The sequence below is a fragment of the Bacillus sp. 05T31 genome (assembly GCF_056396725.1).
The window spans coordinates 1-26915 of sequence record NZ_JBFTMA010000030.1; the positions used below are offsets into that span (position 1 = coordinate 1).

At 34.5% G+C, this 26915-nt stretch carries 22 protein-coding genes and 3 pseudogenes; 14 read left to right on the top strand and 11 right to left on the bottom strand.

All coding sequences use genetic code 11. The features are described from left to right. The first annotated feature begins 3 nt into the window (after positions 1-3). The 5 genes and pseudogenes from AC1DJR_RS03720 (at position 4) to AC1DJR_RS03740 (ending at position 3624) form a co-directional block, all read left to right on the top strand. Positions 4-798 carry an MBL fold metallo-hydrolase gene (locus tag AC1DJR_RS03720; RefSeq protein ID WP_002138925.1) on the top strand — a complete coding sequence of 265 codons (795 nt, stop codon included), beginning with the start codon at positions 4-6 and terminating at the stop codon, positions 796-798. Positions 799-861: 63 nt separating this feature from the next. Then, on the top strand, positions 862-2049 hold the full coding sequence (locus AC1DJR_RS03725; RefSeq protein ID WP_477002044.1) for a S1C family serine protease: 1188 nt from the start codon (positions 862-864) through the stop codon (positions 2047-2049). A gap of 53 nt (positions 2050-2102) precedes the next feature. After that, entirely contained in the window at positions 2103-2288 is a 186-nt protein-coding gene (locus AC1DJR_RS03730) for a CxxH/CxxC protein (protein ID WP_002035001.1), read from the top strand. Positions 2289-2347: 59 nt separating this feature from the next. Further along, a pseudogene (locus AC1DJR_RS03735) lies at positions 2348-2644 on the top strand (23S rRNA (pseudouridine(1915)-N(3))-methyltransferase RlmH); the annotation flags it as partial. 101 nt (positions 2645-2745) lie between these two features. After that, a complete protein-coding gene (locus AC1DJR_RS03740) occupies positions 2746-3624 on the top strand; it encodes a radical SAM/SPASM domain-containing protein (RefSeq protein ID WP_002016446.1) in 879 nt (292 codons plus the stop codon). Positions 3625-3660: 36 nt separating this feature from the next. On the opposite strand, the gene pepF is transcribed toward AC1DJR_RS03740, so the two are convergent. Continuing rightward, positions 3661-5478: an oligoendopeptidase F gene (gene pepF, locus AC1DJR_RS03745; protein WP_477002045.1), complete on the bottom strand. Its 1818-nt coding sequence runs from the start codon at positions 5476-5478 to the stop codon at positions 3661-3663. 138 nt (positions 5479-5616) lie between these two features. Then, complete coding sequence (gene guaC / locus AC1DJR_RS03750) at positions 5617-6600, bottom strand: GMP reductase (protein WP_477002046.1); 984 nt, start codon at positions 6598-6600, stop codon at positions 5617-5619. Between the two features lie 271 nt (positions 6601-6871). Here guaC and AC1DJR_RS03755 point away from each other — a divergent pair, with 271 nt between their 5' ends. Both AC1DJR_RS03755 and AC1DJR_RS03760 read left to right on the top strand, forming a co-directional pair. Further along, positions 6872-7495, top strand: a complete 624-nt coding sequence (locus tag AC1DJR_RS03755) for a hypothetical protein (protein ID WP_477002047.1) — start codon at positions 6872-6874, stop codon at positions 7493-7495. Between the two features lie 179 nt (positions 7496-7674). Beyond that, on the top strand, positions 7675-9120 hold the full coding sequence (locus tag AC1DJR_RS03760) for a DEAD/DEAH box helicase (protein ID WP_477002048.1): 1446 nt from the start codon (positions 7675-7677) through the stop codon (positions 9118-9120). 41 nt (positions 9121-9161) lie between these two features. On the opposite strand, the gene AC1DJR_RS03765 is transcribed toward AC1DJR_RS03760, so the two are convergent. After that, complete coding sequence (locus tag AC1DJR_RS03765; protein WP_410590710.1) at positions 9162-9722, bottom strand: DUF1836 domain-containing protein; 561 nt, start codon at positions 9720-9722, stop codon at positions 9162-9164. Between the two features lie 164 nt (positions 9723-9886). Here AC1DJR_RS03765 and trhA point away from each other — a divergent pair. Continuing rightward, positions 9887-10246: pseudogene (gene trhA, locus AC1DJR_RS03770) on the top strand (PAQR family membrane homeostasis protein TrhA); the annotation flags it as partial. A gap of 139 nt (positions 10247-10385) precedes the next feature. Continuing rightward, positions 10386-11402 (top strand): UDP-glucose 4-epimerase GalE, encoded by a 1017-nt coding sequence (galE, locus tag AC1DJR_RS03775; RefSeq protein ID WP_477002049.1) that lies wholly within the window; start codon positions 10386-10388, stop codon positions 11400-11402. 49 nt (positions 11403-11451) lie between these two features. Here the strand turns inward: galE and pelG are convergent, their stop codons facing one another. From pelG to AC1DJR_RS03800, 5 genes are read right to left on the bottom strand one after another with little or no spacing between them, the layout of a single operon-like run. After that, positions 11452-12909, bottom strand: a complete 1458-nt coding sequence (pelG, locus tag AC1DJR_RS03780; RefSeq protein WP_002167287.1) for an exopolysaccharide Pel transporter PelG — start codon at positions 12907-12909, stop codon at positions 11452-11454. Continuing rightward, on the bottom strand, positions 12897-14318 hold the full coding sequence (pelF, locus tag AC1DJR_RS03785; protein ID WP_477002050.1) for a GT4 family glycosyltransferase PelF: 1422 nt from the start codon (positions 14316-14318) through the stop codon (positions 12897-12899). Before pelF ends, pelG begins: the two co-directional genes overlap by 13 nt. A 3-nt stretch (positions 14319-14321) precedes the next feature. After that, entirely contained in the window at positions 14322-16154 is a 1833-nt protein-coding gene (locus AC1DJR_RS03790) for a DUF2194 domain-containing protein (RefSeq protein WP_429687422.1), read from the bottom strand. Then, complete coding sequence (locus AC1DJR_RS03795) at positions 16138-17058, bottom strand: tetratricopeptide repeat protein (RefSeq protein ID WP_002035014.1); 921 nt, start codon at positions 17056-17058, stop codon at positions 16138-16140. Before AC1DJR_RS03795 ends, AC1DJR_RS03790 begins: the two co-directional genes overlap by 17 nt. Beyond that, the gene (locus AC1DJR_RS03800) at positions 17058-18281 is read right to left on the bottom strand and encodes a GAF domain-containing protein (RefSeq protein ID WP_410590698.1); all 1224 of its coding nucleotides are present in this window, start codon (positions 18279-18281) and stop codon (positions 17058-17060) included. Before AC1DJR_RS03800 ends, AC1DJR_RS03795 begins: the two co-directional genes overlap by 1 nt. 311 nt (positions 18282-18592) lie before the next feature. On the opposite strand from AC1DJR_RS03800, the gene AC1DJR_RS03805 reads away from it, so the two are divergent. Further along, positions 18593-19411, top strand: coding sequence for a glycoside hydrolase family 191 protein (locus tag AC1DJR_RS03805; RefSeq protein ID WP_429692041.1), 819 nt, complete (start codon positions 18593-18595; stop codon positions 19409-19411). 115 nt (positions 19412-19526) lie between these two features. On the opposite strand, the gene AC1DJR_RS03810 is transcribed toward AC1DJR_RS03805, so the two are convergent. Continuing rightward, positions 19527-19928, bottom strand: coding sequence for a hypothetical protein (locus AC1DJR_RS03810; RefSeq protein ID WP_429687420.1), 402 nt, complete (start codon positions 19926-19928; stop codon positions 19527-19529). Between the two features lie 523 nt (positions 19929-20451). Between AC1DJR_RS03810 and AC1DJR_RS03815 the strand changes: the two genes are divergently transcribed. Then, complete coding sequence (locus tag AC1DJR_RS03815) at positions 20452-21042, top strand: AmiS/UreI family transporter (protein ID WP_002068662.1); 591 nt, start codon at positions 20452-20454, stop codon at positions 21040-21042. Between the two features lie 100 nt (positions 21043-21142). Beyond that, a complete protein-coding gene (locus tag AC1DJR_RS03820; RefSeq protein WP_477002052.1) occupies positions 21143-22030 on the top strand; it encodes an NAD-dependent epimerase/dehydratase family protein in 888 nt (295 codons plus the stop codon). 88 nt (positions 22031-22118) lie between these two features. Here AC1DJR_RS03820 and sodA read toward each other — a convergent pair whose 3' ends face one another. After that, positions 22119-22745: a superoxide dismutase [Mn] gene (gene sodA / locus AC1DJR_RS03825; RefSeq protein WP_002068665.1), complete on the bottom strand. Its 627-nt coding sequence runs from the start codon at positions 22743-22745 to the stop codon at positions 22119-22121. Between the two features lie 217 nt (positions 22746-22962). Between sodA and AC1DJR_RS03830 the strand changes: the two genes are divergently transcribed. Together AC1DJR_RS03830 and AC1DJR_RS03835 are read left to right on the top strand one after the other, a co-directional pair. After that, positions 22963-24033: a nitric oxide synthase oxygenase gene (locus AC1DJR_RS03830; protein ID WP_410590689.1), complete on the top strand. Its 1071-nt coding sequence runs from the start codon at positions 22963-22965 to the stop codon at positions 24031-24033. Positions 24034-24394: 361 nt separating this feature from the next. Further along, positions 24395-25963, top strand: a complete 1569-nt coding sequence (locus AC1DJR_RS03835) for a BCCT family transporter (RefSeq protein ID WP_477002051.1) — start codon at positions 24395-24397, stop codon at positions 25961-25963. A 68-nt stretch (positions 25964-26031) separates the two neighbouring features. Here AC1DJR_RS03835 and AC1DJR_RS03840 read toward each other — a convergent pair. Further along, a pseudogene (locus tag AC1DJR_RS03840) lies at positions 26032-26915 on the bottom strand (MFS transporter); the annotation flags it as partial.

Below are 26915 nucleotides of genomic sequence, written 5' to 3' on the forward strand. Positions count from 1 at the left end.
AGAATGAGCATGCATTTTAGTGTACTTGCAAGTGGAAGTACAGGGAATATGCTATATGTAGGAACAGATGAAAAAAAACTGCTTGTCGATGCAGGTTTAAGTGGTAAAGCGACAGAGGCTTTATTTAAACAAGCTGAACTGAATATAAATGACATATCAGGTATTCTTGTAACACATGAGCATAGTGATCACATTAAAGGATTAGGTGTATTGGCGCGTAAATATGATTTACCTGTTTATGCGAACGAGAAAACATGGAATGCAATGGAACATTTAATAGGTAATATCCCAACTGATCAAAAATTCATTTTCTCAGTAGGAGACGTGAAAACATTTGGGGATATTGAAGTTGAATCATTTGGTGTTTCTCATGATGCGGCGGAACCGATGTTTTACGCTTTTCATAACAATAATAGAAAGTTAGCTCTTATTACAGATACGGGCTACGTAAGTGACCGTATGAAAGGTGTTATTAAGGGAGCAAATGCTTTCGTGTTTGAAAGCAATCATGATGTGGAAATGCTTCGTATGGGACGCTATCCATGGAGCATTAAGCGACGCATTTTAAGCGACGTTGGCCACGTTTGTAATGAGGATGCTGCATTAGCGATGGCCGATGTTATTACAGATGAGACAAAACACATTTATTTAGCGCATTTAAGCCTAGATAATAACATGAAAGAATTAGCGCGTATGTCTGTATCACAAGTATTAGAAGAAAAAGGTTTTGGGGTTGGAGAATCCTTTGAAATACATGATACGGATCAAAAAATGCCTACGAAAATTCAATACGTATAATTCTTCATTTTAGTAAACAATAAAGGTGAATATAGTTGTTTTCAGGAAGATAGGTGAACAAATATGTCCTTTATTGATGAAGAAAAATATCGTATTAAACGTGCAGGGAAAAAGAAACATAAAGGTATTGTCATTTCTAGCATAGCGGGGACAATTGTAGGGGCTTCATTATTTGCATTTGGAGCTCCTTTATTTTCAAATCATGCAGGTAAGCTTCCGCAAGCTGAAGCAAGTGAAAAAAATATGGCTGAAGCTCAAAGTGGAAATGTTCCTGTTAAACAGATTAGCTTTGTAGACGCTGTTGATCGTGCTTCAGAGGCTGTTGTTGGTGTTATTAATATTCAACGAGACGATTTTTCAGAGGCTGATTCGGAAGCTGGTACAGGATCTGGTGTGATTTATAAGAAAACAGATGGACATGCGTATATTGTAACGAATAACCACGTTGTTGCTGGGGCGAATCGTATTGAAGTGAGCTTAAGTGACGGTAAGAAAATTCCAGGTAAAGTATTAGGAACCGATGTAGTCACKGAYTTAGCKGTACTAGAAATAGATGCGAAGTATGTGAAGAAAGTGATTGAAATTGGCGACTCTAATACCGTTCGTAGAGGAGAACCAGTTATTGCGATTGGAAATCCACTTGGGCTACAATTTTCCGGAACTGTAACACAAGGTATTATTTCGGCTAATGAGCGTATTGTTCCTGTAGATTTARATCAAGATGGACATTACGATTGGCAAGTAGAAGTATTRCAAACAGATGCGGCAATTAATCCAGGTAATAGTGGTGGAGCGCTTGTAAATGTAGCGGGACAATTAATAGGTATTAACTCAATGAAAATTGCAGCAAAAGAAGTAGAAGGAATTGGACTAGCTATTCCAGTTACGAGAGCTGTTCCTATTATGAATGAACTAGAAAAGTACGGTAAAGTAAAAAGACCTTATGTTGGGATTGAACTAAGATCATTAAATGAGATTCCAAATTACTATTGGTCAAAAACATTACACTTACCAGGTAACGTAACAGAAGGAGTTTGTGTTTTAGATGTGAAAAGTCCTTCGCCAGGTACGGATGCGGGTCTTAGAGAACATGATGTTATTGTGGCGGTAGATGGAAAACCGGTGCGCGATATTATTGGGTTCCGCACGGCMTTATATAATAAAAAAATTAATGATAAAATGACTCTTACGTTTTATCGTGGTACAAAACGAGCGACAACAACGGTGAAATTAGGCATTCAAAAGTATTAAAAACAGGAGGGCCTACCTCCTGTTTTCTATTGTAGAAAAGTGAGGTGAAGAATATGAATTTACCTTGTTGTTTAGAACATGTTGAATTAGCATTAGATATCATTGTGGATGAGTGTGAAGTCGCACCGGTTATTAACAATGTGGATAACTCTAAAGAAGAGAAAAAAACATGTGAATTTTGTCAAAATGAGGCGACATATGTTGTATCGAACACAGATTCTCACACAATATGTGGGTAACATTTGTGGATATGTGGATAAGTCCTGTGGATAACGTGTTTGTAAGGTGGGGAATAAATGTGAATATCTCGATTATTTCAATTGGGAAATTAAAAGAAAAGTACTTAAAACAAGGTATAGCAGAATATTTAAAACGATTATCTTCTTACGCAAAAGTAGAAGTAATTGAATTGCCAGATGAAAAGGCACCAGAAAATTTAAGTGCAGCAGAAATGTTAATTGTAAAAGAAAAAGAAGGTATTCGTATACTGGATAAAATTTCTGATGATACGCATGTCATTGCGTTAGCTATAGAAGGAAAACAAAAATCATCAGAAGAATTTGCGGTAAGTATAGATCGCCTTGCTACATATGGAATGTAGATTTCCTAAAATAAGTATGTTTCTATTTCTAAAAAAATATGCTGTAATATGAAGAGGGAAAAAGTATAAGTAGTCATAGAAGTGAGGAATTAAAGGTGAAGAAGTTTAAGAAGTTTTACTTGGAGATTACGAGTGTATGTAATCTTGCGTGCAGCTTTTGTCCGCCGACGGAAAGGCAGAAGCAATTCATTTCTGTAGAGGATTTTGCTAAAAGATTAGACCAAATTAAACCTCACACAGACTACATTTATTTGCACGTGAAGGGTGAGCCGTTGCTCCATCCGAAAATAGATCAACTATTAGATTTAAGCCATGAAAAAGGGTTTAAAGTTAATATTACAACGAACGGAACGTTAATTAATAAGAGAAGGCATAGACTGTTAAATAAGCCTGCGTTAAGACAAATGAATTTTTCACTGCACAGTTTTGATGGACACCCAGGTTCGCAAGATAAAGAGGGCTATGTAAGGAGTATACTTTCTTTCATTAGAGAGGCAACAAGTCAATCGGACTTAATCGTTTCACTAAGATTATGGAATTTAACTCAGGATAATAAAACAAATGCTGAAATCCAAAAAAATAGGGATTTATTATCTATAATTGAAAATGAGTTTGATCTATCTTATCAAATTGAAGAGAAGCTTACACCGGGAAAAGGTATAAAAATTGCGGAACGTGTCTTTATTAATCAAGACTATGAATTCCAGTGGCCGGCATTGCATGAAGAAGAGGATGATGGAAAAGGATTCTGTCATGGTCTTCGAAATCAGGCTGGAATCTTAGCGAACGGAACKGTTATTCCTTGTTGTCTAGATGGTGAGGGAATTATTAATCTTGGAAATATTAATAATGATTCATTCTCTAATATTATTGAAGGYGAAAGAGCGAAYAATATTGTRGATGGATTTTCAAAAAGGGTTGCAGTAGAAGAACTATGYAGAAAGTGCGGATACCGCAAAAGATTTGGAAAGTAAATATAGAATAAGCCCTCATAAAGCGAGGGCTTATTTTTATTCTTGATAAGAACGTTCTAATTCATCAATTAAGGAACCGACGTAAGAAACGGCTTTACGGATTGCATCTGGTTTTGACATGTCTACTCCAGCGTGTTTCATTAATTCAAGTGGTTTCATTGTACCGCCTGCACGGAGTACAGCAAGCCAGCGATCAACAGCAGGTTGTCCCTCTTCTTTAATCATTTGAGCTACAGCGGTAGAAGCAGTTAGTCCCGCAGAATATGTGTAAGAATATAAGCCCATATAATAGTGAGGTTGACGCATCCATGTTAAACCGGCGCCTTCATCAATTTCTACGGAATCTCCCCAGAATGTCGAAAGGACCTTCGTTTTTATTTCAGTTAAAGTTGTAGCTGTGAGTGCTTGCCCTTCTTCTGCTAGAGCGTATACTCTTCTTTGATATTCTCCCTCAAGTAGATGGGTAACGAAGTTGTGGTAATATGTGCCGAGTAGTTGCAGAATAACCCATCTGCGCATTCTCTTATCTTCAGTAGTCGCAAGTAAATGCTGGGCTAATAGTAATTCATTCATCGTTGATGGAGCTTCAACGAAGTACATAGATGGACGCACATTCATAATACGCTGATTTTTATTTGCTAAATAAAAATGACCAGCATGTCCAAATTCATGAGCTAATGTGAAACATCCGCGCATCGTACCCTGCCATGTAATTAAAATATAAGGGTGAGAACCGTATGGGCTAGAGCAGAAGGCACCTGTTGATTTTCCTATGTTATCTGCAAGGTCTACCCATCTTTCTTTGAAGCCCTTTTCGATAATGGAACTATATTCATTTCCTAATACTTTTAAGGAATCTTGAATGAGTTTGYCAGCTTCTTCGTAAGTGATTGTTGGATTAAATTCAGGATCTAACGGTGCGTGTAGGTCACAGAAAAGCATTTGATCAAGCCCTAATACTTTCTTTTTTAAATCTGCAAAACGGCGCATATGAGGCGCTAATTCGTTATAAATAATATCTAGTTGGTTGTTATACATTTCAAGTGGAACTTTTTGAGGTTCTAAAAGCATATGGGTAACGGACTCGTACTTGCGTAAACGAGAAAGCGCCACTTGTTTTTTTACTTCAGTAGCATATGTTGTTGCAACTGTATTTTTATATCGTTTCAATGTGGAAACAAATGATGAATATGCTTTTTTACGTATATATGGGCTTGGAGAAAATTCATATTTGCTTTCGAATAATGCAAACGATACAGGCAAATCATTTCCCTGTTCATCTTGTATAGAAGGGAAATCCATATCGGCTAATTTAGTCATGCCGTAAATTTTGTAGGGTGAACTATGAACTTCGCCGAGTGCAGCAAGAGCTTCTTCTGTTTCAGGAGAGAGAGTGTGCTGCCTCTTTTTGAGTATCTCTAGTAATGATTTACGGAAAGGTTCAAGTTTTATTTCCTCAGTTAAATATTTTTCAATTGTTCCCTCCTCAAATGAGAGAATTTCGTTATGAATAAAGGAAAGTGCGGTATGTACATTCGTTCCTAGAGCGGAAATTTTGGAAGAGTTCGCTTGAATAACTGAATCTGTACGATCAGCGGATTCTTTTAAGTTTGCATATGCGCCGAGTTTTGTTAACTTCATTAAAAGCTCTTCTTCTAAAAGTAGGCAATTTAATAAGGTAGCGGGGCTAGTGTGTAATTGTCCTTTAAATGCATCAAGTTTTTTTATATCGKCTGTTAATACACGTAATGCAGTTTCCCACTCTTTATCAGATTYGTATAAATCAGAAAGGTCCCATGTCAATTCAGTAGAGACTTCCGCGCGAATAAGGCGTTTCTCAATTACATTTTTCATTTGTTATATCCCCCTTATTATAAGTATCTAAAAACATGATACTAGAAAATTCAGTAAAATGAAAATATTTTACATTTTTATACATGAAAAAGAAGGACAAGCATAAAAAATGCTTGTCCTTCTAGTTAAATTTATAAATTAATATACTTTGTCACCGTTGAAAATAGAGTTTTTCACGACTACATAATCTACAGTACGAATTGCGTCTAATTTTGTTCCACCAGCGTAAGAGATAGAAGATTGAAGATCTTGTTCCATTTCGATTAAAGTGTCTTCTAAAGAACCTTTATGCTCAACGAACATTTTTTTACCTTCAACGTTTTTCTTCTCACCTTTTTGGAATTCAGAAGCTGAACCGAAGTACTCTTTATAAAGTTTGCCATCTTTTTCGATTGTTTCCCCTGGAGACTCTTCATGACCTGCGAATAGRGAACCGACCATAACCATAGTTGCTCCAAATCGAATTGATTTAGCTACGTCGCCATGTGTACGAATACCACCGTCAGCGATAATTGGCTTACTTGCAGCTTTTGCACACCAGCGAAGTGCAGCTAGCTGCCAACCGCCAGTTCCAAAGCCTGTTTTAATTTTAGTAATACAAACTTTACCAGGTCCAATGCCAACTTTTGTTGCATCAGCACCAGCGTTTTCTAATTCTCTTACCGCTTCTGGAGTTCCAACGTTTCCAGCGATAACGAAGCYTTCTGGTAAATGTTTTTTAATATGTTGAATCATGTTGATCACAGCGTTAGAGTGACCATGTGCGATATCGATTGTAATGTATTCAGGTGAAAGTTGCTCAGCAGCTAATTGTTGTACGAATTCGTACTCGTCTTCTTTAACACCAACGCTGATTGAAGCAATTAATCCACGTGATTGCATATCTCTAATGAATGAAATTCGTTTCTCTGGTTGGAAACGATGCATGATATAGAAGTAATTATTTTCAGCTAAATAAGTTGCGATTCTTTCATCAATAATCGTTTGCATATTTGCAGGTACGACAGGTAATTTAAATTTATGTTTTCCTAAAGTGACAGTTGTATCACATTCAGATCGGCTATTTACAATGCATTTCGCAGGAATTAATTGAATATCTTCATAGTCAAATACGTTTTCCATCATTTACACCCCTAAAATACGAATATTTTATTTTTATTGATTGAAAATGTTCGTCCATAGGATAATTTACATCATTTTCAGTAAGAAGTCAAAGATTTTCTTAACGTTTTTTTGAAAAGAAGCCAATATATTTTAAAAATAACGTTAAAAACGAATTTAAATAGATTTATTATGAATAATGTTCGTTTATAAAAAAGTAAGGGAAGTTGCGATAATTGCATAAGATTGTATGTATGCCTCTTATTTTGAGCGAGGGGGCTGAGGAAATACTATGAAAAAGTTAATACTAATAATAGGAATAAATTTTTTGGTTACTGCCGGATGTAGCAATAATGATGCATTTGATAAGGCAGAGAAACAAGGAGATTTAGCATTGGAAAATAAAGAATACGATAGAACAGTCGCATCTTTTGAATTAGCATTAAAAGAAAAGAAGGATGATCGGGAAATAAGGCTGAAGGTGAATCAAACAAATAAAATGATTGAAGCATTACAGGAAAGTAATATAGACCGAGCAATTTCGTTATTGAGGGAAATTGAAAATGATTCTGCTAGTTCAGTTATATTAGCCAAACAAGCAAAAGAAAAACGAGAAGTTTTAGCTAATCAAAAAGATGAGGAAGAAAAATATAAGCAAATGCTAGTTAAAGTAGAGGAGGTGAAAAACGAGCAGAAGTTTGCGGATGTAAAAGAGCAACTTAACGTAATTATTAGGGAAACGAAAGGGAAAGAACAGTTTAAAATATATTATCAAAATGCGAATGAACAAATTATACAGAGTGTGCCGAGGGCAGTAGATGTAGATAAAACAAAAGATGAGAACCGTAAGGAAGAAAAAGTAATAGAAGAGAAGCCGAAGAAAGAAAGTGTTATTACCGGTCAGAAGGCAGAATAATATTTTCAAAAAGTTTTTAAAATAGAAGATCCTTTTGTTTAGTCAGGCGAATCACGAATGATTCGCCTTTTTATGTGAGCTTTCAAGTATAATGAATAAGGTGATAATAAGGTATATGATGATTCATTGATAGAAAAAGCGAAAAAAGAAAATAATACAGAATAAAAAGAGGTTAATATATGAGTAAAAAAAGTTTTGCTGATTATGCATTAAGTAAAGAAATTGTAAGAGCACTTACTGGTTTAGGATATGAACATCCAACGGAAGTGCAAGGAGAGGTTATTCCAGTTGCCTTGCAAARGAAAGACCTTGTCGTGAAATCACAGACTGGAAGTGGAAAAACCGCTTCATTTGGCATACCACTTTGTGAARTGGTGGAGTGGGAAGAGAATAAGCCACAAGCTTTAGTTTTAACACCGACGAGAGAGCTTGCGGTGCAAGTAAAAGAAGACATTACGAATATAGGTCGTTTCAAAAGAATTAAGGCCGCTGCAGTTTATGGTAAATCTCCATTTGCACGTCAAAAATTAGAGTTAAAGCAAAAAACACATATTGTAGTTGGGACTCCTGGCCGTGTGTTAGATCATATTGAAAAAGGTACCCTTTCTTTAGAGTGTTTGAAGTATTTAGTTATTGATGAAGCGGATGAAATGCTGAATATGGGTTTTATCGATCAAGTAGAGGCAATTATTGACGAATTACCTAAAAAACGAATGACAATGCTATTTTCAGCAACACTTCCAAAAGATGTTGAAAAGTTATCTCGTACGTATATGGATTCGCCAACGCATATTGAAATTAAGGCTACCGGGATTACAACAGATAAAATTGAACATACACTTTTTGAGATGAGAGAAGAGGAGAAGCTTTCACTTCTTAAAGATGTAACAACGATTGAGAATCCAGATAGTTGTATTATTTTTTGCCGTACGCAAGAAAATGTAGATCACGTATTTCAGCAGTTAAAGCGGGTTAACTATCCTTGTGACAAAATACATGGTGGTATGGTACAAGAAGATCGTTTTGAAGTTATGGACGATTTTAGAAAAGGAAAGTTCCGTTATTTAGTAGCGACAGACGTAGCTGCTAGAGGAATTGATATTGATAATATTACACATGTTATTAACTATGATATTCCATTAGAAAAAGAAAGTTATGTACATCGTACGGGAAGAACGGGACGAGCTGGTAATAACGGGAAAGCTATTACATTCATGACGCCGTATGAAAATAGATTTTTAGAAGAGATTGAGGAGTACATTRGCTTTGAAATTCCAAAGGCACTTGCACCTTCAAAAGAAGAAGTTATGAAAGGGAAAGCAGTATTTGAGGAAAAGATACATGCTAAACCAATTATAAAGAAAGATAAAAATGCAGACCTAAACAAAGGAATTATGAAATTGTACTTTAATGGCGGGAAGAAAAAGAAAATTAGGGCGGTAGATTTCGTCGGTACAATTGCTAAAATTAAAGGTGTTACAGCAGAAGATATAGGAATTATTACAATACAAGACAATGTTTCTTACGTTGAAATATTAAATGGAAAAGGACCACTTGTTTTAAAAATCATGAAAAACACAACGATTAAAGGGAAACAATTAAAGGTTCATGAAGCAATTAAATAAACAAAAAACTATCCACTTCAAAGAGGTGGATAGTTTTTTGTTTAAGATTTTTTGAGRTCATCAACTARTTTYTCTGCTAAACGTCTATACATATTACTCATAGTCACGAAGGATGTTAGCAATAAAAACTTTTCTAGTGTTGGATCTTCTAAGGAAGAAACTGCGTTTACTTCCGTAACACGCTTACTTACGTCTTGTTTAAAGCTTTCCACATTGGTGTCAGTAAGAGAAAGATAATCTTTATATAGAGTATTTAATTCGAATGTATCATCGTTTATTAACGGTTCATTTATATTTTCTAAGGAGCTTTTTATATCATTAATGGAAAGGGCCCCTTTTAATTGATAAATTAAGCTGATTAAAATCATATGCTCTTTTGAGTACTTTTTATTTTTGATAGGGATGAATAATTTCCCTTTTGCGTAATTGTTGATCATTGTTTTTGTTAGTACTTTTTCATCATCAGTTCTCGTTGTATCCGCATAAGTATTCTCAAATAGTTGGACGACTTGGTCTACATATAAGTCGACATTTGGGATATCCTCAAGTTTAATATTTTTTTCTAAATGTAATGATTCAAGTAATTTATTTATATTTTCCACGTAGAACCCCTCACTTTTATAACTTAGTGGAACTTAATGTTTAGTATATCTTTAAATATGGTATTACGAAACAAATGAAATGTAAATGTTGACCCGTATGAATAATATATATATAATTACAAGTAGTTATTAAAACTACATGTAATTATATGAGGGGTGTTTATATGAATGCTTATGTAAGAGAACCGGTTAATGCATTTACTCACTTAGGAGGAGCTGTATTATCATTTATTGCATTATTAGCTATGATTGTGAAAGTTTCTGTTAAGATGCCATCTTTTGCTGCAATTACAGCTGTTATTTTATTCGGTATCGGGATGATGGTCCTTTATATGGCGTCAGCTGTGTATCATAGTGTCGTAGCCAGTGAACGTGTTATTTATTTCTTTAGGAAGCTAGATCATTCTATGATTTTTATATTAATTGCAGGTACATATGCACCCTTTTGCTTAATTACATTAAATTCGGCAAATGGTTTACTATTATTTTGTTTAGTTTATGCAACGGCAATTTGTGGTTTTATTACCTGATTGGAATCGTGTATTGTACAAAAAATCATGGGATAAAATGTAAGTTTCTGTGTTCGCATAATAAACATATGATAAGAAATATGTGATATACTTTGAGAAGTTTATAATGAATGAAATATGGAGGACTATAATTATGGCAATACTTGTAACAGGTGGAGCAGGATATATTGGTAGTCATACATGCGTAGAATTACTAAAAAACGGTTACGAAATTATAGTAGTAGATAATCTTTCGAATAGCTCAGTAGAGTCTATAAATCGAGTGACAGAGATAACAGGAAAACAGTTTAAATTTTATAAAGAAGATATTTTAAATCGAGGAGCACTTGATACGATTTTTGAAGAAAATACAATTGAAGCTGTTATTCACTTTGCAGGCTTTAAGGCTGTAGGGGAATCAGTAGAAATTCCGTTAACGTATTATCATAACAACATTACAAGCACATTAGTGCTATGTGAAGTGATGCAGAAGCATGATKTGAAGAAGATGATCTTCAGTTCRTCTGCAACRGTGTATGGTATTCCAGAAACATCACCAATTACGGAGGAGTTTCCATTAAGTGCAACGAATCCATATGGTCAAACGAAATTAATGATTGAACAAATTATGCGTGACGTAGCATTTGCGGATGCAGAATGGAGTATCGCATTACTTCGTTACTTCAACCCATTTGGTGCACATGAAAGTGGACGTATTGGAGAAGATCCAAACGGAATTCCAAATAACTTAATGCCATATGTAACACAAGTAGCAGTAGGGAAGTTAAAGGAATTAAGTGTATTTGGAAATGATTATCCAACAAAAGATGGCACGGGTGTCCGTGATTATATTCATGTTGTAGATTTAGCAAATGGCCATGTAAAGGCGCTTGAAAAGGTGCTTGGCACTACTGGGATAGATGCATACAATCTCGGTACAGGTACTGGTTATAGTGTGTTGGAAATGGTTGAAGCATTTGAAAARGTTTCRGGCAARGAAGTTCCTTATAAAATTACGGARCGTCGWCCTGGTGATGTGGCAGTATGTTTTGCAGATGCATCRAAAGCGAAGCGTGAATTAGGATGGGAAGCAAAACGCGGATTAGAAGAGATGTGTGCAGACTCTTGGAGATGGCAATCAAATAACAAAAATGGCTATCTAGAAGTTTAATAAACAGATAAAAAAATGACCTTTTGCGGGAGCAAAAGGTCATTTTTATTTATTTATTTCCATTAAGTTTATTAGCAAATTTAGTAAAGAAAGTTCGCCGTTTTATAGGAGTATTTGACTGACAAAACGTATAGTAATCAATATCTTTAATGTAAGTAAAGAGTCTAGAAATAGCATATAAGAATGTAATAGAAGATCCAAGTGCAAAACTAATACCGTAACCATTGAACCCAAATGGAAGTAGAAGAAGACTTAATAACAAATTTGCAGAAAAGAACAGGGCTGATGTTCGAAATGCCCCTTTACGATCTTCAAAATATAAGAGTAGTAACGTGATAACAAGGACCATCCCGTTTGCATAAGCACCAATTATAGTCAGCTGCAAAATAGAGTATTCAAGTGTTACGTTCCCAGATTGTGAACTAAACATCCATATTATAAAAATAATAAGTAAAGAAAAAATACCTTGATTACGAAGTATTCGTTCCATTTCTTGCTTTAGGACAAAGTTCATTGATTCTTTTAATTGTAAAATTGTATTTAATGTCGCCCCATTGTTAACTGAACCGAAGAACTTCTTATACCGTTCATAAAACCTTGTTTCAATGGATACTACGAAGAAAATATAGGTTGGGATAATGCTTAAATAAGCCCAGAAAACAGATGTATCATAAATTTGATGATAAATAAACGTGTTTTCAATATTTCCTCGCCCTTCTCCGAACCAAATAACAAAGTTACATACCCAAATGCCAATATTGTAAAGTAAGCTTGACCAAAATAGTTCTGGATATTTATCTAAATAAGAAAGAAAGGTAAATTGTTCAGTAGCATCACTATTTGGAAACATTCGTACAATAACTATACTTAACCACACTAATGTAATGAAAGTCCCGATTGTAAAAGAAATTAAAAGTAATAGGGCCAATCCGTGTTCTATTCCAAGTGTTGGATGCCAGTAAGCGATAAGCGCAATTCCAGATAAGGAGAAAATGGAACCAATTAAAAATGCAAGAGCGATGGACTGATAATCTTTAGCTGCTGTTAAATAAATGGATTGAATCCAAATGATGTTTAAAGCTAAAAATAAAAATAGCATCACGATTTTATAATACAAGGCTAATGGCGTAAAAATTGCAAACAAAAGCCATAAGATAATAGCTAAAAAAAGTGTGATTTTCGTCATTCCTAAAAAGGAAGAAAATACTTTATCAGCTTTTTGCTCGTATAAAAGGTCGGCCACATATCTAGTTACGATGAGCTGCAAGGCACCATATATGATTTGAGAAAAAATGAAGCAGTATGAAATTGAAATTGTAAAAAGGCGCTGTTCCTCAATTGAAATAGAATGGAACAAACTTAAAATGTATCGAATAGCTGTTACTGCTAAAATAACGACTAACCAAGGACCAGCTGTAACAAATAATGAAAATCCGTACGCTTTTATTCTGGAAGAATAGTAGTCTTCTTGGAATAATTTTTGTAAACGAAATCCTATCCCTGCCATGTTTYTTTACCTCTTTCTAAGTAAAGCTTACGATAACTATCAACGACACCTGATAATTGATAGTGCGCTTCAATACGATTGCGCCCGTTATCCCCAAATTGTTGAATGGATTCAGGGTGACGATAATACCACTCTAAATGAATGGCAACTTGTTCAGGAGATACAGGTGGTACAACAAATCCACATTGTCCGTAAGGATCTTCATCTTGTCCGTAAATTAATTCCTTACAAGAGCCGACATCTGTAACAACCCATGGTAATCCTGCTGCCATTCCTTCTAACATAGCTAATGGTTGTCCTTCAGATATACTTGTTAATACGAGAATATCTGTTTGTTTTAAGTAATCTTTAATATTTACTTTGCCGGTCATTATTACATGCTCTTCTAATCCTAATTGTTGAATTAAATCACGACATTCCTGAGCATATTCTGCTTCTTCYGTATCARGACCTAGTAARTAAAATATAAATGGAATATCTTTTTCTAATAATAATTTAGCTGCATAAATCATTGTTTTTACATCTTTAATTGGCACAACTCGTATAATAGCGGAAATGATGAGTTTATCCGAATTGTATTTTGGTTTACGTAACCCTTTATAGTCAGATAAAGTAACGCCATTTGGAACGATTTTTAGTTTATGGGCCGGAGCACCTAATTCTTTTTGATATGCACTATTTCGGCCGAACAACGTAATTACATCAGCGGCTTGTTCATATGCTTGATGAGACAAGTGATGAAAGAAAGAAACCCATCTTTTTTTATATTCAATTGGTATCCAAGTAGATTGTAGTATTTCTTCTTCGCGCTCCCGAGAATAAATACCGTGTTCAGTTAGAATAAATGGTATATCGGACTTGGCACTAATTGCAGCACCAAGCAATCCACCATACCCTGTCGATACAGAATGAATAAGATCTAATTCAGGAAAATCAATTTGTAAAATTTGAATGATTGGTGTGAACATAGATCTCCACATCCAAAAGTAATTTAAGAAGGATCCACTACTTTCTTCATATAAATAGCTTTCTTTAACAATTGCATAAAACTCACGGCTTTCGAAGAAGGAATGGAGTGTTCCTAGCTTTTGTTTATTTCCTAATATTTGTAATGCTGTTGTATCGTTAGCTTGAAATGTAAACCATTTTTGAAGTGTCTGTACTTCTTGTTTAGTTAAATTAGTTTTTATATGTTTTGCTTCATTTTCTGATTGCAAAGGAATCAGAATGATGTCTTTTACATTGCTTGGAATTTCATATTGATATTCATCTTCTGTTTTTACTTGAGGGACTATCGCGAAAATCGTAAATTCATGTTCTTTAAACTGCTGGATAATCATTTGAACCCAGCTTGCTACCCCTCCACTTACAAAGGGATAGCTGCCTTCAACGACCAAACCTATTCTCATCTGTTATGCTCCTTTAATTGGAATCGTAGCGCTGGCTTTCGTTAACGTAACGCTATAAATTTGGGAATCAAGCTTTTTAACCGTACCGTAAGAGAATGAGCCAGGTTGTATTTTCTTACCTTCTTCTACATGTATAATTGTTGAAGTATGGTTTGGTAACCCTTTATATGCAATGTGAACAGCATCATCTTCATAAGAAACATCTAGGTCACCAGTTTGATAAATTTTCATAGAAGCAGTTGCTTCACTTTGGGTCATACTTTTCATATAAGGATATCTTTCTCGTATTTCTTTAATTGTCTTTTTATAAGCTTTAAATAATTCTTCCCATGTTAAATTACCTGAGCGTTTTTCATCAAGGATATCATCTGGATGGACGAAATGTGAGATAACCCCTAAATTTGCGGTAACATCAGTTAAGATAAATTGCTCTTCATCTGTGATAGCATAGCCGCTCGTAATGCGCGGGAAGTGATAAATGTTTTTATTATGTTCATCTGGTCCAAATTCTTGAATTAAACTACCGTTACTTTTACTTCCCACATATAGAGAAGCAACTGTTTCCATAGTTGGAACCGCGTCGTTTAATGCACTTAATCCAGCTGTATTTATAATATTGGATGGTGGTACATAGGTTTTTAATTTTTCGTTTGGAAAGAAGTTATACACGAGTTTTTGCAGAGCATCTAAGGAGCTTTCCATATCCTCTTTTGAATTCCATGGAACATATTCAAGTGCTTTATCTACTGGATCTGGTGGTAATAATAAAGGTTGATGGTTATAGCCATGAATGCCTATTTCCCCGCCGTGACTTAATAATTCTCTCCCAAATAATAAATAGGTATTTCTATTTTTACCTGTGAAATCTTCAAAGGGTGGCGTTACTTTATTTTGGTACGTCCCAATTGCAACACCCGTATATTTAATATCAAGATCTTCAGAGATATCCTTCATATTTTTCCACCAATGTTTTTTATAAAATTCTTCAACAGAAATTTTTTCTGTTGTTAAGTTTTTTAGTTCTCCACTTGGAATCGGAGATGGGAAGTCATCGATATACATAATCTCCGCTCCAAGTTGTGCTGAAGCGAAAGTCGGGAAAATAGTACCCAGTGATTGAACGAACATACCTCTACCTAATTTATCGTTCAATGCTGTTGTATTCCAATATAAGACTTTTCCTTCACCGTAGTCATTGGTCCAAAGGATGGGAGTATCCTCCGCTGTAATCCAAGTATTAGTTGTATTCTCATCTAGCGTAATATTCATTGAGCTATGAGTAAACAATGGAGAAGAACTTGAGAGATCTGGATAACCAGGGAATAAAACTTCTTCAAAGGTTAATCCTTTCGCATCTTTGAAACCTTCTTTTTGGGTAATACCAAATAATGTGTTCCAGGAAGGATCTGAATCAAGTCGGTTTGCGATAATAATTCTTCCGCCCATTTGTACAAAATTTTGAATATCAGCTTGTGGAAGTTGCTCCATTATTTCACCTGTAATAATAATCCCTGTATAGGGAGAGGGAGTAAGTCCCTTAATTTCATTAGCTGTAATATCTTTATAGTGTAGGTGTGCGTAATCCATTGCCTTCTTCGTATTAAATTCGACTTGTTGCCCTAATGTATTATCCGTTTTTAAAACGTATAATTGCATTTTTTGTCCATTTTGAGCTACATCTTTTGCTTTGAGCGTTTTAACAGTATCTGTTTCTTTAGTTTTAGGAACAGAAAACTTTTGATAAAAATTTTCTGTTCGATATACAAGGATGGATAAAATTAAGAGAAATAAAATGATACTAATAATCCCGATATATATATTAATCCCCTTTTTCAATGTGTGCGCCTCCAAACTGCCTTACAAATAATTGATATTTACGCGGTAATATATGAACTCTTTTTGCATCTGTTAGATTATTGATTAAGTTATAGAGCTCGTCCCATAACTGTTGCTCATAATATATTTCAAGTAAACCAACGTAACCGTAATATGATTCAGGATAGAAATGAATAAGATTTAAAAATTGTTCTTCAGACTTTGCATATTGTTTTGTGTGTAGAAACAGATTTCCAAGATGGAAAGGGTAAAGAGGTTCGTTAGGGAATAGTTCTACACCTTGTGTAATAAAATTCATAAATTCAGCGATTATTTTTTCTTTTTGCTGATTAGAAAGAAGACCACTGTTTATATATCTTAAATAGTTAGAAACCAATTCTTTTGCAATTTCATTTTGTGGATTTTGTAGAAATTGCTTATTTAAGTATTCGATTTGTTTTTCGTACCGTTCATTTAGTAAATTAATAGTAGTTGCTGCGTAATGCACAGTTTCAGGATCTTTATGGTGAATGGCTTCTTTCAATAAGCCTCCTTCATTAGCAATAGAGGAGGAGCTTAACTGTACAATGAGTTGCTTATGTAATTCAGGCTTATCTAGTTCTAATCCAGAAGAAAATGAAATTAAGTCCATATCTTGTTTTGCTGATTCCAAAATATCCTCGTAATTATCAACGTGAAAGGCAACATAATCAGAGTATTGCTGTAACCACTCGGTTTTGGAACGTCTTATATTAAGTAATAACATGATTGCTGATACAATAAGTCCGATAAGCGGGAAAAGAAGAGATAGAATCAAGCAAAATTCAATAATTCCTTTTTTATCTTTAGTAATCAAACTTTTCGTAAATCGAAATAAAAGAAAAACCAAAATAACATAAATAAAATAAAGAAGGAGTAAAATCATTAAACTATCACTCCTTTAGAAGAAAGAGCGTTTTGTATACGAGTTTGAACTTGTATACAAAACTGTTCTTCAGTGCCAGGTAATAAAATCATGATTTTCTGCTCGGTCGCACTATAACCGAATATATCGATATCTCGCAAATGGTCTTTTAAAATAGAATTTATCATTCCTAAATAATCTTGTGGAGCATTGAACTCAAAATAGGAATATGGATAAGATAGTGTTTCGTAACGTTTCTTTTCTATTTTTAGTAAATGTTTAAATTCATCTTCATAATAAATGCTTGTTTTAGGGAATGTGCGATCCTCTTGACTGGATAGCCAAAGATTAGAAGCGTTTTGTAAACGATCACCCATCCAGCGTAAATACCATGTGAAAAGTTCGAATTGCTCAGAAGTTACTTTTGAAAATTCGATTTCGTCTAATATAATGACGTATTGTACATCATCTTGGAATAGGACGGGACCAACTAAAAGTGGAGCGTCTTGAAAATCCTCATCTGTACGGAAAAAAGGTCGATTATGCGCTAGCGCATTTTTGATGACTAAGGAAGCGTTTTTAACGAAAATAGATTGAGATAATGTATTTTTACCAGTTTCAGCTCTTAATTTAATACGAAGCGATTGTTTATTGTTATCAACGTGATAGATACCAATTTTTTTTGCTCCAAAATACATTTTTAATACATTCATTCCTTCATCGAGTACAATTTCAGGATGTGTATGATTTAAAGCTTTAAACATATGATACATTTTAGATAAGTGGTTATTTGACTCAAGTACACGAGAACGTAGTGTAATACGTGTTTCATCCAATTGTTTCACGACATATTTTAATTCTTTATTTTCAGCTTTCAACTCATTATTTATCATATGTACATCTTCATAACGTTCTTTTTGTGCAGTGCTCATCAGTCCACAGCATAAACTAATAACAAGTAAGAAAATCCAACTTATCCAGTAATCTAATGAATAAAAGTACAGTAATACATCATTTTCTTTATATATACCGCTTATRCAAATATAAATCATTGCTTCCAGAAAGGCGAAAAGGGCAATAGATATGCCATACCGGCTAGAAATAATTAATGTAATAAATAAGAGTAGGAAGTATTCATACGTTGGTGTAAGAAAATCAGTTAGTATTGATAGAAAAAATAGTGCAATAAAGAGAATCGTAGGTTCAATCATCTTTTGGAATATATTAGATTGTCTATAGTGCATAAAAAACCCCTTCTTTCGTTTGCAAATTTAATTTTGAGGAATAGTACACTGAAATAAAATACATAATTTAAAAGAATTATTTTAAGATATATAATATATAAGCCCCAATCATTTTATCAACAGGGATGTAGTAAATTCAAGTGAAATAAATTCTAATTTCTGTTAATCTATTGAATTTATTGGGATTTTTATAAAATATTGAGTTTGAAAAAATGTAAAATGTTATGGAATTACTATATTTGTATTAATATTTAAAGGTGTTAAAATTTAAAACGATAGAAAATTACAGTTGTATAGGAGGTAATATTATTATGACGTGGAAACGTTCCATATGCTTTTTAGCTATATTTTCTTTTATTTTTTCCTCAAGTACATCCGCACAAGCAAATGTTGTGGAAACAGTTTTAAAAAATGTACGAAGTTATAAAATTTATTATGGTGAAGCAAATGAGCAAGTGATTGAGAGACTTTCACAGTATGACATGGTTATTATAGAGCCATATGCATTTACGAAAGAACAAATTCAACAATTAAAAAAATCAGGAACAGTGGTTCTTGGGTATGTAAGTGTTTTAGAGTTAGAAGCATGGCATAAACCACAAGTAGTGGAATCTGATTATTATTATAGAGACGGCAAGAAAATGAAAATAGAGCAGTGGGATACATATATTATGAATTTAGCTGACGACCATTACCGAGGTATTGTTGTTAATAAAGTAAAACAGCAAATTATTGGAAAAGGTATAGATGGGGTGTTTTTAGATACAGTTGGTGATATTGATGACTATTTTTATGATCAGCCAGCTACACAAGGAAAATTTCGAGAAGCATATGTAAATTTATTAAAAGAAATTAAAAGTGTTGATTCCAACCTGCTTCTTATACAGAATTGGGGATTTGACACAATCAAAAATACATCCTTGAATTTTATACATGGTGTATTGTGGGAAGACTTCAATAAACAAGTTATTGCGAAAGATGAATGGAGTCAAAATTGGATGCGTTATTTTAAACAACAAAGCAATAAAATTGTAACGTTTACCGTGACCCCAGATAATGTATCTAAAAAATATAGTTCTATAAATGGATTTATTCCTACAATTAATCCGAATGATATTTATGATAAATAGCAATTGTTTGGAATAAGAGACTATCAAGATTGACTATGACAGTTTAGGTCAGTAATCCGATTATCTTATAAAGATGAATGTATTACTGACCGACCTTTTTATATAATAGGGGGACTTAATGAATTCGAACGAGCTGTTTATGGTATACTGTGTTACCTTCTTGGCTTGAATATGGTGGTAAGCTTCGCCCAAAGCAATTTGCAATAATATTGGAGTGGCCAGGATAAGAAATACGGATTTCATACAAATCAATAGAGTCATCTAAATCAGCATAAAAAACTGCTAAGTGGTTGCCTTGTAAAATATATGGGAATGCTACTTCCGTATTTTCACCAAGTAGTACAGGTAATTTTACAGGATTAGAATAGTTAGACCAATCCCAAACCTCTATAGTTACATGGTGTGTGTAATATGCATCTAAATTTACAATGTTTACTACTGCTGAAACAGTTGCAGGCTCTCTTGTTAATACACCTGTGGAGTGAAAAACAAAATGATTTGGATAATGAAGAGGCATAAATATCAAACCTTTCTAAATTAATATGAGTGTACGATATTTTATGCAAATAATTAATAGAATGAGATAGGGAAAATGTATCATTCTACTAATTTTTTATAGAAATTCAAAACGTAGTATYGAAAAGTATTCCAACACTTGTATCATTGTTAGAGTACGTTTATAATCAAGGAATCCTATTTCATGTTTTGATAGGGTTATTTATTATTGAAAGCGTTTTAAATTTGTTATTTTTTAAGGTAGGAAGTCTAACTTATTCAGATTAAAAATTATGTATGTAGTTTTAAATAGGAAGAAAAATAATAAAGTGAAACTTTAATCAGTGGGTGGGGGTTGTTCATCCCCACTGATTATTAGCCTTCACTAATCGGGCTTTACGGGCAGTTGATCTCCCACTTAACTTCTTTGCTCTAGCTGAATTTTGAGGTGGGAGTTTTACTGCTCGTTAATGCGGGATAAAGTATCACTTTATATTGTGGGGAGGTTAAAAGTGTGAAAGGGAAAGATTTTCACACGAATATATATGGGTTACGTAGGATTATTACTTTCAGGTGCAGCATTATTTTTAAATAGTCTTGTCATATTAGGCAAAGTAGAGATGAAAAGTGCAGGTGTCTTTAATTTATTTGTGGGGGCATTACAAATTATCATTCCGTTCTATTTGATTATGATTTCTGATCAAAGTAATTGGACGGTATATTCATATGCGGCTACTTTTTTATTTGGTTTAACTTATTTATATGTAGGCGTTACTTTTATTAAAGGAATGGATAGTAGTGGACTAGGCTGGTTCTGTATTTGGGTAGCAATTATTGCTTTATTCTATATGATTGTTTCATTTGTTCAATTCCACGATGTTGTTAATGCGTTAACATGGTTTATGTGGGCATTACTTTGGTATTTATTCTTTGTATTAAATGCACAAAAAAAGAATATCAATCAATATCTTGGCAGAATTGCCTTTGTACAATCATGGGTAACATTGACGTTGCCTTCACTCTTTTATTTTATGGGAGTATGGGGCGAGGGATTCATATATGAACTATGGGTTTATGTATCAGTAATTTCTATTTTATATTGCTGCTATTGTATTTTTAAATATCGAGTACGTTAATGTATCGTGTGTAGAAAAAACATGGAATCGTTAAACTGATTCCATGTTTTTTTATTTTAGCGTTTATAATAATAGAGGTAATATTTTACAATTTGTAAAAATGGGGATGATGAAGGTGAAAAAAGTATTGGTGCTAGGGGGAACAAGATTTTTTGGTAAACATTTAGTAGAAGTACTGTTGCAAGCTGGACATGATGTAACGATTGCGACGAGGGGAGTTACTGAAGATTCCTTTGGAAGTGCAGTAAAAAGACTGATTGTAGATAGAGAAGATGAGAGGCTACTAGAAGAGCGTTTTGAAGGTAAAAGTTATGATATCGTATACGATAATTTATGCTATAGCTCGAATGCAGCGAAGATAATATGTGAAGTRYTAAAAGGAAAAACGAAGAAATACATTATGACATCTTCAATGGCYGTCTATGAKCCTGCGTTAGGCCTATTAGAAGACAATTTCAATCCGTACGAGTATACAATTACGTATGGAGGKAGGAATGATTTCAATTATAGTGAAGGCAAGCGATTAGCTGAAGCAGTTTTATTTCAACATGCAACATTCCCAGTCGTTGCGGTAAGATTTCCCGTCGTCATTGGAGAAAACGATTATACGAAAAGATTACAATTTTACGTTGAACATGTTGTGAAACAAGAGTCTATCGTTGTGGATCATGTAGATGGAGAGTTGTCATTTATACATGAAAAGGAAGCAGGACAGTTTTTAGCTTGGTGCGGGATGGAAAACATAGAAGGGCCAATTAATGCTTGTAGTAACGGGGTGGTTTCTACCAGAGAAGTTATTCGTTTCATAGAAGAGAATACCGGGATAAAAGCGCTCATTCAAGAAGTAGGAGATAATATAGCTCCTTATAATGGAGTGATTAATTGTACGTTACATAATGGAAAGGCTCGTRAATTAGGATTCCCGTTCCGAGAGTTGAAATTAGAGACGGRAAAAGTTTTAYGTTATTACATAAATACAATGAAATAATCATAAATCCCCCGGTGGCAATCCGGGGGATTCTGGAGGATTTCGACAATACTAATTTTACATTACCAAATTTACCTTATACGCACGACTAATGTGTTTGTGATTGAATTGCTTGTAAATACTTTTCATTTACCCGGTCCCAGTTCACCGTATGCCACCAGTTGGTAACAAATTCTGGACGCCGATTTTGATACTTTAAATAATAGGCGTGTTCCCATACATCGATGACGAGTAATGGAATTTTACCTTCTTGCAAAGGTGTATCTTGATTGGGTGTACTCATAACGGAAAGTTCCTCACCGTCCAGAACAAGCCATCCATAGCCACTTCCAAAACGACTAATAGCTGCTTTGGAAAGTTGATCTTTTAAGTTGTCAAAGGTATTGAAATAATAATCAATTACTTTTGCAACGTCTCCATTAGGCTCACCGCCACCTCGCGGGCTCATTAATTCCCAAAAAAGACTATGACAATAATGTCCACCACCGTTATTTCTGACAGCTGTAACAATTTCTTTTGGTAAAGTTTCTAAATTACATAGTAACTCTTCTAAAGATTTATTATGTAATTCCGTATAGTTTTCTAAAGCGGCATTCAAGTTATTTACGTATGTCGCATGGTGCTTTCCGTGATGAATAGAAAGCGTGTTGCTATCGATATATGGCTCTAGTTCATCATAGTCATATGAAAGCTTTGGCAATTGAAATGAAGACATAACGTTCCCTCCTTTCTTATTAAAAAGTTGGTCTAGGTAAAAATAATTTACCTGAGTCAAAAATACACCTATTTTTTATACAAGTCAATAGTAATCTCTTTAATTTTCTGAAAAATATTACAATAAAAGTAACACTTCGACTTTCATTTGTGACTCTTATTCTTTTTGCTTATACTGTAAAGTAGTAAMGTTTTGTTGAAATAGAAGGAGATCRTTTATGAGTAAAACGAAACAATTAATAGAGGAAGCGAGTCATTTTATTACGGTTTGCTATAAAGAGCTTAATAAAGAACAATTCATAGAAGAGAGAATAAAAGAAATTCAAGTTGAGATAGAGAAGACGGGGACGTATGAGCATACATTTGAAGAACTTGTTCATGGATCACGAATGGCATGGCGCAATAGTAATCGATGTATCGGAAGACTATTTTGGAGTAAGATGCACATATTAGATGCACGTGARGTAAATGATGAGGAAGGTGTATACAATGCATTAATTCATCATATTAAATATGCAACGAACGATGGGAAAGTTAAACCGACAATTACAATTTTTAAGCAATATCAAGGTGAAGAAAATAATATACGAATTTATAATCACCAATTGATTCGGTATGCAGGATATAAAACAGAAATGGGAGTGATTGGTGACTCTCATTCTACTGCGTTTACAGATTTTTGTCAGGAACTTGGCTGGCAAGGAGAAGGTACGAATTTCGATGTATTGCCACTTGTGTTTTCTATAAACGGGAAGGCACCTATATATAAAGAAATTCCGAGAGAAGAAGTAAAAGAAGTGCCAATTGAACACCCAGAATACCCGATTTCGTCACTTGGAGCAAAATGGTATGGGGTTCCAATGATTTCAGATATGTACTTAGAAATTGGCGGTATTTCTTATACGGCAGCCCCGTTCAATGGATGGTATATGGGAACGGAGATTGGGGCTCGTAACTTAGCGGATCATGATCGCTATAATTTACTTCCGGCTGTTGCGGAGATGATGAAGCTCGATACATCGAGAAACGGTACGTTATGGAAAGACAAGGCGCTAATTGAATTAAACGTGGCTGTTTTACATTCTTTTAAAAAACAAGGAGTTAGTATTGTGGATCACCATACAGCTGCACAACAATTTCAACAATTTGAGAAGCTGGAAGCGGCATGTGGACGGGTTGTAACAGGTAATTGGGTGTGGCTCATTCCACCGTTGTCGCCAGCTACCACTCATATTTATCATAAACCGTATCCAAATGAAATTTTGAAGCCGAATTTCTTTCATAAATAATAGCTAGTATAGTTTTTTTCTGCAAAATATAATTTTTTTTAATTACTGTTACGTAGCAAATGGAAGCCTTTACTATCGGCTATTTTTGGAAAGGGCTTTTTGAACCAAGGAGTTCCTTATGTTATAATCAAATTTCTGTTTCGAAGACCTTATAGAAATATAAGGTCTTTTGTTTTGCTTTTTTATGTAATAGGAATAGAAATTTTCTTTTAAATAAGGGATTTAGCATATTTTTAGGGACAACATAAATGTGTAGGAAATCGATGAATTATTATGCTTATATAATCATTGTGTTTTGGGTGTAAACAAGAAAACATAATAAAGTTGTTTTTTTAGATTGCTGAGGAAGGAGGAAGTGTAAATGAGGATGAAGAGTCGAAAAACGGATTGGCCTGTATTTCTTATTAGTGGTGGCTCACTTTTATTATTTGTAATTGCAGTTATTTTAAATAAAAGTTACGTAGAGGGAGCCATTAATAGCAGTTTTGYAGCTTCAATTAAATATTTTGGTGCCTTTTGGCAGGTTTTATTAATTGGTACATTTGTTGTTGCAATGTGTATGGCGTTTTCAAAATATGGGAGAGTTAAACTTGGGGGACTAGAAAAACCTGAGATTAGTACGACAAAATGGCTCGCTATTATTATGTCTACATTACTTGCCGGAGGTGGCGTTTTTTGGGCAGCCGCAGAGCCGATGTACCATTTGATGACGGTGCCACCAATACATGAAGGTATAACTGCTGGAACGAAAGAAGCGGTAATGCCTGCTTTAGCACAAAGTTATATGCACTGGGGTTTCCTGGCTTGGACGATTTTAGGTACAATTAGTGCGGTAGTTATGATGTACGGGCATTATCATAAAGATATGCCTTTAAAACCTCGAACGCTTTTATATCCTATTTTTGGAGAGAAATTGCGAAAGAGTTGGCTTGGAACAATAATCGATGTATTTGCCATTATTGCGGTAGCTGCAGGGACGATTGGTCCAATCGGATTTTTAGGACTACAAGCAAGTTATGGGTTACAAGCATTGTTTAACATTCCTGATGTGTTTACTACTCAATTAGCCATTATTGTTTGTGTAGTAGCTGTTTCTACTATATCTGCGGTAACAGGAATTGATAAAGGGATTCAAATTATAAGTAATTTAAATGTTAGGTTAGCAGTTCTATTAATGGTATTTGTATTACTATTTGGACCAGGTGGATTTATTATCGATTCATTTGTTTCTTCGTTTGGATTTTATATAAATGAATTTATTCCAATGAGCACATATCGTGGTGATACAGCTTGGTTAGGATCGTGGACAATCTTTTTCTGGGGATGGTTTATTGGATATGGACCGATGATGGCAATTTTAGTGAGCCGAATTTCAAGAGGAAGAACAATCCGAGAAATCATCGTTGCAATTGGAATTATTGCACCTATTATTACAACGTTTTGGTTTACTATACTAGGGGGATCAGGTGTGTTTTATGAGTTAATGAATCCTGGTTCTATCTCGACCGCATTAAGTGAATCTGGTATGCCAGCGGCTATGATTGCAATTACAGAGCAACTGCCACTATCTAATATTATTGGACCTGCATTTCTTTTATTAACAATTTTATTTGTAGTGACAACAGGAGATTCAATGGCTTATTCGATTTCAATGGCAGTGACTGGAGATGGAGATCCTAGAATTAGTTTGCGAGTTTTTTGGTCGCTTATTATGGGCGCAGTTGCGGCGATTCTTTTATATATGGGTGAGGGAAGTATTAACGCCTTACAATCCTTCATTGTAGTGACGGCTGTTCCGGTATCTATTCTGTTATTCCCAATGCTATGGCTAGCGCCTAAAGTCGCAGGGGAATTAGCGTTAAAACAAGGTATTGTAAAAGAAGAAGATAAAACTAGCTTCTTGTTCCAAAAAGCTAGTAAATCAAAATAAATAATTGTATTTATATAAGAAGAGGAAGCATTTCATTTGAGATGCTTCCTCTTTGCTATTTATCCAAATACTTTTCCTGAGGGGACAGTATTTGGATCTGTACCGAAAATAAAGTTCTCTGCTGTCGAGCGAGCTTCAGCAGGATAGTTTTCAGCTAAAACTGCTCCGAATCCCCCCATCATGCCATTGGCAAAGAATCCAAGCAATGCACTTCCCCATAACAATGATGTTGAGTCTGTGAATAAGAAGAAGTAAATGAGACAGTATATAGTACCACTGACATAATAGATTGTAAAAGTTTTACGGCGACCAATTTTATCGGCTAGAATACCAAAAGTTGCAATTCCAATTAGCATGCCGATTGTAGAGATGAACATCCAACCGCTCGCTTTTGCTAACGTGTAATTATATTTATTTGCTAAAATAGTTGGCATCCAAGTGAAAATTCCATAATATCCGAAGTTCTGGATAAATGACATAATAATAAGACCAATGGTTGTTATCGTTACTTTTTTATTGGCAAATAACTTTCGAAGTGGGAACTTTTTYATTTGCTTTAGTTGTTCTGCYTCAGTRGTTGTTAAATTACCTTYAGCTTCTTTTTGTAACAATTCTTTTTTGTATCGTTGTTTTTGTTCCCATATTTTCGGTTCACTTAAACTTTTGCGGACGTAAACAGCTAATAGAGCGGGAATGAGTCCAAATAAGAAAACAGCTCTCCATCCAAAATGCGGGACGATAAATGCCGGAAGGAGTGAAGCGACTAGTACGCCAAATTGCCATCCAAGTGCAACAACGGATGTCGCCTTAGCGCGCATTTCTTTAGACCATGTTTCAGTTACGATGGCCATTCCAATTCCGAATTCACCACCAACCCCCATTCCAACTAAAAAGCGAAGAATTAATAATTGCCAATAATCTGTTGCAAAATAAATAAGTGCTGTTGCTAGTG